General features: G+C 39.5%; 7 protein-coding genes. All 7 read left to right on the top strand.

From position 1 onward, the window contains the following. Window positions 1-378: 378 nt before the first annotated feature. The 7 genes from ACHUFV_RS25935 (at window position 379) to ACHUFV_RS25905 (ending at window position 8875) form a co-directional block, all read left to right on the top strand. Entirely contained in the window at window positions 379-840 is a 462-nt protein-coding gene (locus tag ACHUFV_RS25935; protein ID WP_394239322.1) for a CtsR family transcriptional regulator, read from the top strand. Between the two features lie 28 nt (window positions 841-868). After that, on the top strand, window positions 869-1417 hold the full coding sequence (locus tag ACHUFV_RS25930) for a UvrB/UvrC motif-containing protein (protein ID WP_394239320.1): 549 nt from the start codon (window positions 869-871) through the stop codon (window positions 1415-1417). 1 nt (window position 1418) lies between these two features. Further along, window positions 1419-2489 (top strand): protein arginine kinase, encoded by a 1071-nt coding sequence (locus ACHUFV_RS25925; protein ID WP_394239318.1) that lies wholly within the window; start codon window positions 1419-1421, stop codon window positions 2487-2489. A 13-nt stretch (window positions 2490-2502) separates the two neighbouring features. After that, on the top strand, window positions 2503-4953 hold the full coding sequence (gene clpC / locus ACHUFV_RS25920; protein WP_394239316.1) for an ATP-dependent protease ATP-binding subunit ClpC: 2451 nt from the start codon (window positions 2503-2505) through the stop codon (window positions 4951-4953). A gap of 144 nt (window positions 4954-5097) precedes the next feature. After that, complete coding sequence (gene radA, locus ACHUFV_RS25915; RefSeq protein ID WP_394239314.1) at window positions 5098-6474, top strand: DNA repair protein RadA; 1377 nt, start codon at window positions 5098-5100, stop codon at window positions 6472-6474. 3 nt (window positions 6475-6477) lie between these two features. After that, complete coding sequence (disA, locus tag ACHUFV_RS25910) at window positions 6478-7554, top strand: DNA integrity scanning diadenylate cyclase DisA (RefSeq protein ID WP_394239312.1); 1077 nt, start codon at window positions 6478-6480, stop codon at window positions 7552-7554. A gap of 238 nt (window positions 7555-7792) precedes the next feature. Continuing rightward, window positions 7793-8875 (top strand): PIN/TRAM domain-containing protein, encoded by a 1083-nt coding sequence (locus ACHUFV_RS25905; protein WP_394239310.1) that lies wholly within the window; start codon window positions 7793-7795, stop codon window positions 8873-8875. Window positions 8876-8913 lie beyond the last annotated feature (38 nt).

The following is an 8913-nucleotide window of genomic DNA, read 5'->3' as shown; positions in this document are numbered from 1 at the left end:
AACACGGAAGTTAAGCTTCTCAGCGCCGATGGTAGTTGGGGTCTTACCCCTGTGAGAGTAGGACGCCGCCAAGCAAGGGAGTATCCAATAGGGTACTCTTTTTTTGTGTTCTCTTTAAAATAGAAACAGAAAAACTGCATGGACTTCACACCATGCAGTTTTTCTATTCTACAAAAAGACTATCCATTTCCAAAATAACAGACAGATTGGTCATTTTATCGACATCTAACATATACATATACTAAGAATTCGATTTCTGCAGGGTTTGAGAAAAGCAGAAAATGGGAAAATTACTAAAGTCTGATTATTTGCCAGAAGTCATGTAAATCATGTATAATAAAAGTCAAATATAGTCAAAGTCAGAAAGGAGGAAGCTTGGTGAGAAACATCTCGGATATTATTGAAAACTACTTAAAACAAGTCTTAGAGATGAGTGAGAAAGAAATAGTAGAGATCAAACGTAATGAAATAGCCGATAAATTCCAATGCGTTCCTTCACAAATAAATTATGTTATCAATACACGATTTACAGTAGAAAAGGGCTATGTTGTTGAGAGCAAGCGAGGTGGCGGAGGTTATATCAGAATTATAAAAGTCCAGTCATATGACCATGCTGATTTAATTGAACAATTGATGAATCTAATTCAAAACCGAGTGACTCAAGGCAGTGCAGAGGATGTCATTTTCCGCATTGTTGAAGAAGGAATCATTACGGACCGAGAGGCAAGAATCATGTTGAGTGTGATTGATCGATCTGTTTTATATATTGATCTTCCCCATCGTGACGAATTACGAGCAAGAATGTTGAAAGCTATGCTTCAAACATTAAAATATAAATAAATGATTAGTTGGTAAAGAGGTGGATACCATGGTATGTCAGGAATGTAATCAGCGACCGGCAACACTTCATTTTACAAAAATAGTGAATGGCCAAAAAGAGGAATTTCACCTTTGTGAAAAGTGTGCATCAGAAAAAGGCGAAATGTTTATGCTTGCTAATCCATCAGGATTTTCGATAAATAATATATTAGCAGGGTTGTTCAATATAGAACCAAAGATTCAACAGGCCCAACAAAACCCATTTGAAAAACAGGAAATATTACAATGTGAGCATTGTAAAATGACATTTCCACAGTTTATTAAAAACGGTAGATTTGGGTGCTCTAACTGCTATACCACATTTAAAAATCAACTAAAGCCAATTTACAAACGACTACACAGCGGTAACTCTTCTCATAAAGGCAAAATACCCAAAAGGATTGGCGGTTCAATGCATATTATGAAAAGTATTGGAGAGTTAAAGCAGCAGCTTCAAGATTTAATATCAAATGAAGAGTTTGAAAAAGCAGCAATTATTAGAGACGAGATCCGCTCATTAGATCGAAAATTAGATGAAACTGCTAGAGGAGGGGAATAACTTGTCGCTGGAGCGTTTTTTGAATCAAGCTGTAAGCTCTTGGATGAGCGCTGAAGGCCCTGATTCTGATATTGTCTTAAGTTCGAGAATACGGTTAGCTCGCAATATAAATCAATACAGATTTCCGCTTTTATATTCAAATGAAGAAGCCTTAGAAATTATTCAAATAATCAAAAATAAGATGCAGAGTCATCCTTTTACAAAAGCTGGTGAAATGGATTTACTCATCATGCAAGATCTTCAACCTCTTCAAAAGAGAGTATTAGTAGAAAAACATTTAATAAGCCCTAATCTTGCAGAAGATGCGAACCATGGAGCATGCTTACTTTCAGAAAATGAAAAAATCAGTGTAATGATTAATGAAGAAGATCATATTAGAATACAATGTTTATTCCCGGGCTTGCAGCTTCAAGAAGCATTGGCTATGGCGAATGAAATTGATGACTGGATAGAGGATTATGTTACCTACGCATTTGATGAAACAGTTGGCTATTTAACAAGCTGTCCAACTAATGTTGGGACTGGGCTTCGGGCTTCTGTAATGATGCATCTTCCGGGACTTGTTCTTACACAGCAAATGAGCCGTATTATCCCAGCAATTAATCAACTCGGGTTAGTTGTTAGAGGAATTTATGGAGAGGGTAGCGAAGCATTAGGTAACATCTTTCAAGTTTCTAACCAGATTACCTTAGGTAAATCTGAGGAGGACATTGTAGACGACTTAATAAGTGTAGTAAGTCAGATAGTTTCACAGGAGCGTTCAGCCCGTGACGCATTATCTAAGACATCAAATATACAGTTAGAAGATAGGGTTTACCGATCCTATGGAGTTTTAGCAAATAGCAGAATCATCGAAACAAAAGAAGCAGCTAGATGCTTATCAGATGTTAGGCTTGGTATTGACATGGGTTATATAAAAAATATTTCCCAAAATATATTAAATGAATTGATGATATTAACACAGCCTGGTTTTCTACAGCAATATGCCGGTGGTCCATTAAGGCCAAATGAACGGGATATTCGTCGGGCTACTCTCATAAGAGAAAGATTAAATTTAGAAAAACAAGAGTAGGGAGGAAGTGGACATGATGTTTGGACGATTTACAGAAAGAGCTCAAAAGGTGCTGGCTTTAGCCCAGGAAGAAGCGATACGATTAGGTCATAATAATATTGGAACAGAGCATATTTTATTAGGGCTTGTCCGTGAGGGCGAGGGAATAGCAGCAAAAGCATTGTATGCATTAGGACTCAGCTCAGAGAAAATTCAGAAGGAAGTTGAAGATTTGATTGGCAGAGGCCAGGATGCAGCCGGGTCCATTCATTACACACCACGAGCAAAGAAAGTAACCGAACTATCAATGGATGAGGCAAGAAAGCTGGGACACTCCTATGTTGGAACTGAGCATATCTTGCTTGGACTTATTCGTGAAGGCGAAGGCGTTGCAGCACGTGTACTAAATAATCTAGGTGTTAGCTTAAATAAAGCCCGCCAGCAAGTATTGCAGCTGCTTGGCAGCAACGAATCCGGCGCACATCAGGGTGGTTCTGCAGCAAGTGCTAACACACCTACTCTTGACAGCTTAGCCCGTGACTTAACCGTTATTGCTCGTGAAGGAAGCTTAGACCCGGTAATTGGGCGAAGCAAAGAAATTCAACGTGTAATCGAAGTGTTAAGTAGACGTACAAAGAATAACCCTGTCCTTATTGGTGAACCAGGGGTAGGTAAAACGGCAATTGCTGAAGGACTTGCACAGCAAATCGTAAATAATGAAGTGCCGGAAATCCTCCGTAACAAACGCGTTATGACGCTTGATATGGGAACAGTCGTAGCAGGTACAAAATATCGCGGTGAGTTTGAAGACCGTTTAAAGAAAGTAATGGATGAAATTCGCCAGGCAGGTAATATTATATTATTCATTGATGAGCTGCATACATTGATTGGGGCTGGCGGAGCTGAAGGAGCTATTGACGCATCAAATATTCTAAAGCCGTCACTTGCCCGTGGAGAGCTGCAATGTATCGGTGCAACGACATTAGATGAATACCGTAAATATATTGAGAAGGATGCCGCTTTAGAAAGACGATTCCAGCCAATCATGGTTGATGAACCGACTGCAGATGAATCCATTCAAATTTTAAAAGGGCTGCGTGACAGATATGAGGCGCATCATAGAGTATCCATCACAGATGATGCCATTGAAGCAGCTGTTAAATTATCTGACCGTTACATTTCTGACCGTTTCCTTCCGGATAAGGCAATTGATTTAATTGATGAAGCTGGTTCAAAGGTTCGTCTTCGCTCTTATACAACACCGCCTAATTTAAAGGAGCTGGAAGTAAAGCTTGAAGAAGTGCGAAAGGAAAAGGATGCAGCCGTTCAAAGCCAGGAATTTGAAAAAGCTGCTTCTTTACGAGACTCAGAGCAGCGCCTTCGTGAACAGCTAGAGGAAACGAAGAAGATTTGGAAGGAAAAGCAAGGAAAAGAAAACAGCGAAGTAACAGTTGATGATATTGCAAGTGTTGTATCAAGCTGGACTGGAATTCCTGTTTCAAAACTTCAGCAAACAGAAACGGATAAATTATTGAAGCTAGAAGAAATTCTTCATTCACGTGTTATTGGTCAGGAGGAAGCTGTCATTGCTATTTCCAAAGCTGTTCGCCGTGCACGTGCTGGCTTAAAGGATCCTAAGCGTCCAATCGGATCATTCGTATTCCTTGGACCAACTGGTGTAGGTAAAACGGAATTAGCGCGTGCATTAGCTGAAGCAATGTTTGGCGATGAAGATGCCATGATTCGGATCGATATGTCCGAATACATGGAAAAGCATTCCACTTCAAGACTTGTTGGATCACCTCCAGGCTATGTCGGCTATGAGGAAGGCGGTCAGCTGACTGAAAAAGTGAGAAGAAAACCATATTCTGTCGTCCTGTTGGATGAAATTGAAAAGGCTCATCCGGATGTCTTTAATATACTTCTTCAAGTATTAGAGGATGGAAGATTAACGGATTCTAAGGGACGCACAGTGGACTTCCGAAATACCGTCTTAATTATGACATCTAACGTTGGAGCATCTGCTTTACAAAGAAATAAATATGTTGGATTTAACATTCAAGATGCTAACCAGGATTATAAGGATATGAAGGGTAAGGTAATGGAGGAGCTTAAAAAGGCATTCCGTCCAGAATTCCTGAACCGTATTGATGAAATCATCGTATTCCATGCATTAGAGAAGAAACACCTGAAGGAAATTGTCTCTTTAATGTCTGAACAATTAACAAAACGTTTAAAAGAGCAGAACATTACATTGAGGCTGACTGATGCTGCATTAGAAAAAATTTCAGTTGAAGGGTATGACCCTGAGTACGGTGCCCGCCCGCTTCGCAGAGCGATTCAAAAGCATATTGAGGATCGTTTGTCAGAGGAGCTGCTAAAGGGAACTGTTCTAACTGGTCAAGATGTAATTATTGATGTTGTAAATGAAGAATTTACAATCAAAGCATCAGAACCACAGCCTGAATCACAATTACAAAACTAAGATTACAGCAAGAGGTACACGGAAATAATACGTGTACCTCTTTTTAGTAAAATGCAATAAGTACTCATTCTCGTAGAAAACCCGTATACTATACTTCTAGACAAAATAGAATAGGTAATGTCCTAAGGAAGTGAAGAAAAGCAAGTGGCTAAAAGAAAAACGAAATTTATTTGTAATGAATGCGGATATGAATCACCTAAATGGATGGGGAAATGTCCTGGTTGTGGAAACTGGAATAGTATGGTAGAGGAAGTGGAAAAGGCTTCTTCTAGAAGAGGGGCATTTGCGCATTCGGAGGAATCAAAGATTGCTGCAAAGCCAACGCCGATAACCGCGGTGGAAACCGTCAACGAAGCAAGAATATATACGGATTCTAATGAGTTAAATCGAGTATTAGGCGGCGGAATTGTTAGAGGTTCACTTGTTCTGATAGGAGGAGACCCTGGAATAGGTAAGTCAACCTTGTTGCTACAGGTTTCCTCACAATTGGCACAAAAAAAACACTCTGTGTTATATATATCCGGGGAAGAATCTCTGCGTCAGACAAAGCTGAGAGCAGACCGTCTAGGAATATCCTCTGATAATCTGCTTGTATATGCTGAAACGAGTCTGGAGGAAATTAGCCGTACAATTGAGAACGTTCGTCCTGACTTTGTCATTGTAGACTCGATACAAACAGTCTATCATCCTGAAATTACCTCTGCCCCGGGTAGTGTCTCACAGGTACGTGAATGTACGTCCGAACTGATGAGAATTGGTAAAACAAAAGGGATTGCGATTTTCATTGTCGGTCATGTTACAAAGGAAGGGTCCATTGCCGGTCCTCGATTACTAGAGCATATGGTTGATACTGTTTTATATTTTGAAGGTGAACGCCATCATACATATCGTATTCTTCGTGCTGTGAAAAACCGGTTTGGGTCGACAAACGAGATGGGGATTTTCGAGATGAAAGAAGCAGGTCTAGAGGAAGTAGCAAATCCTTCAGAAATTTTTTTAGAAGAACGTTCTCAAGGTGCTGCGGGGTCCACGGTCGTTGCATCAATGGAAGGAACAAGACCTGTACTGGTGGAAATTCAGGCGCTTATTTCACCGACAAGCTTTGGAAACCCGCGAAGAATGGCGACCGGTATCGATCATAATCGTGTCCCGCTTCTCATGGCGGTGCTAGAAAAACGAGTCGGGCTGCTACTCCAAAATCAGGATGCCTATTTAAAGGTGGCGGGCGGCGTTAAATTAGATGAACCAGCCATTGATTTGGCAGTTGCCGTAAGCATCGCTTCCAGCTTCCGCGATAAGCCTACTAGACCGACAGATTGTGTGATTGGAGAGGTAGGTCTAACGGGTGAGGTTAGACGGGTTTCCCGAATTGAACAGCGGGTACAGGAAGCTGCAAAGCTTGGCTTTGAGCGTATTATCCTGCCAGAGAACAATCTTGGCGGATGGAAAGGACCAGAAGGGATTGAATTAATTGGAGTAGCTTCTGTTGGTGAAGCACTAAAAGCTGCTTTAGGGGGATAAAGAGTGGAAATCAAAAAGTCTGGCGATCAAACAATGAGTAAAATCTTACAATTTATGGCCCCTGGAACGCCTATTCGGGAAGGAATTGATAATGTTCTTCGAGCTAATACAGGTGGATTAATTGTGTTAGGCTGTGATGAAAAGGTTAAGACGCTTGTTAATGGAGGTTTTAAGATTCAATGCCCATTTTCGCCGAGCTATTTGTATGAACTATCCAAGATGGATGGAGCCATTATTTTGAATGAGTCAGGCAGTGAGATTTTAATTGCGAACGCTCAATTAGATCCTGATACGAATATCCCCTCCTCTGAAACTGGTATGCGTCACCGCACGGCAGAGAGGGTTGCGAAACAGACGGGTGCTCTAGTCATTGCTATTTCACAAAGAAGAAATGTTATTACCCTTTATCAAGGTCAGTTCAGGTATGCGCTCCGGGAGATTGCGGTTATCCTGGCAAAGGCCAATCAAGCAGTGCAAACATTGGAGAAATATAAAGCAGTATTAGAACAAAGCGTAACCAATTTAAGTATCTTGGAGTTTGAAGAGCTTGTCACCTATAGCGATATTTTACAGACACTGCATCGATTTACAATGGTGCTAAGAATTAAAAATGAATTACTGAACTATTTAAGTGAATTAGGAACAGAAGGAAGGCTTATTCAGCTTCAAATGAATGAGCTTCTAATTGATATGGAGAAAGAAGCAAAGCTGATTATTAAGGATTACGCTTATTCAAGAAATGTAAACGTTAGTGAAGTCATGAAAAAACTGCATGAGTTTGCCCATATGGAGGTAATTGAGGACAATCTTGTCTTAAAGCAGTTCGGCTATCAGGGCTATGTCCACCTTGATGAGGTGAAAAGCCCTCGTGGATACCGAATTCTTAGGAAAATACCTCGGTTACCGCCGGTAATCATTGAAAATTTGATTGATCGTTTTCATGATCTTCCATCCATTATTAAAGCATCTGTAGCTGAATTGGATGAAGTGGAGGGAATCGGTGACGTAAGGGCAAGAAAAATTAAGGATGGCTTAAAGCTATTAAAGGACCAATTCTTTGCTGATCGTAGCTTCAAGTGATTCTATAGGTATAACGATACCTATAAAGAAAAAGACTATTGAACTAATTATTGTATTGTGTTAAAATAGAAAATTAATTATTTGACACATTCTTTTAGAGGGTGCTAATCTAAAAGAGCATAGTACAGTACATGGATAAGAATAAAAAAATTTTATTGATTAAAAAAAGTAAAATATATATGTAAATAGGTTTCGTTTTTTGCAAATTGTTTATAATGAATAAAAAGGAGGTGAAGGAATGTTAAAACGAATAGTTCAAGCGTGTTTCCTCATTATTGGAGGAACACTGGGACTCCTTTTAATCCCTGACTTATTAAGACTAGTTAATTTACATGACATTCCTCTTATTAATAATCCATATGTATCCGTCATTCTAGGTTCTATTATTTTTTACTTTATAACGTTTTGGGCAATTGACTATGTAGTGAATTTTGTAAAGTGGCTTGAAGAGACATTAGTAAGAGCACCAATTACAGATATTATTTTTGGTAGTTTAGGGCTTGCTTTTGGACTTATTATTGCCTTTTTAATTGGCTATGCTCTTAATGCCATTGAAGTACCTATATTAAATACAGTTGCTCCGATTTTGCTGACGCTAATATTTGGTTATTTAGGATTTTCAGTTGGATTTAAAAAGCGGGATGAATGGCTGGGCCTTTTAGCAAATAAGAGGAAAAAGACACCGGAAGAAGAACCGGAAAAAGAGAGTAAAAATGCTTTGAAGATTCTTGATACGAGTGTTATTATCGATGGTAGAATTGCAGATATCTGTCAAACAGGCTTTTTGGAAGGAACGATTGTGATTCCTCAGTTTGTTCTGGCTGAGCTTCAGCATATCGCTGATTCCTCTGATGTGTTAAAAAGAAACAGGGGACGCAGAGGACTTGATATATTAAATCGCATCCAAAAGGAACTTGCGATTAAAGTGGAAATCTATGAAGGCGATTTTGATGAAATTCAAGAGGTGGACAGCAAGCTTGTGAAGCTGGCAAAAATCACAAATGGCGTCGTCGTGACTAATGACTTTAATTTAAATAAAGTTTGTGAGCTGCAACAGGTGTCTGTTTTGAATATTAATGATTTAGCGAATGCAGTAAAACCAGTAGTGCTTCCGGGAGAGGAAATGCATGTCCAGGTCATCAAAGATGGAAAAGAACATAACCAGGGAGTTGCTTATCTGGACGACGGTACCATGATCGTTGTAGAAGATGGCCGTGATTATATTGGTAAGCATCTTGATGTACTTGTAACTAGTGTTTTGCAAACATCTGCAGGCAGGATGATTTTTGCAAAGCCTAAATTATTAGAAAAGGCACTCTAAAGGTTAGTTAAACAATTCATGTATGTTGAGCTGACATG

Origin of the sequence: Niallia oryzisoli (assembly GCF_043641075.1) — a bacterium.
GTDB lineage: Bacteria > Bacillota > Bacilli > Bacillales > Cytobacillaceae > Bacillus_BD > Bacillus_BD oryzisoli_A.
The sequence above is the reverse complement of the archived record's forward strand: the minus strand, read 5'-3'. Positions and strand labels throughout refer to the sequence as shown.

Bases quoted from the DNA above. Each gene is read 5' to 3' on its own strand.
- ACHUFV_RS25930 (WP_394239320.1), top strand. From the start codon at position 869: ATGGTATGTCAGGAATGTAATCAGCGACCGGCAACACTTCATTTTACA.
- clpC (WP_394239316.1), top strand. From the start codon at position 2,503: ATGATGTTTGGACGATTTACAGAAAGAGCTCAAAAGGTGCTGGCTTTA.
- ACHUFV_RS25905 (WP_394239310.1), top strand. From the start codon at position 7,793: ATGTTAAAACGAATAGTTCAAGCGTGTTTCCTCATTATTGGAGGAACA.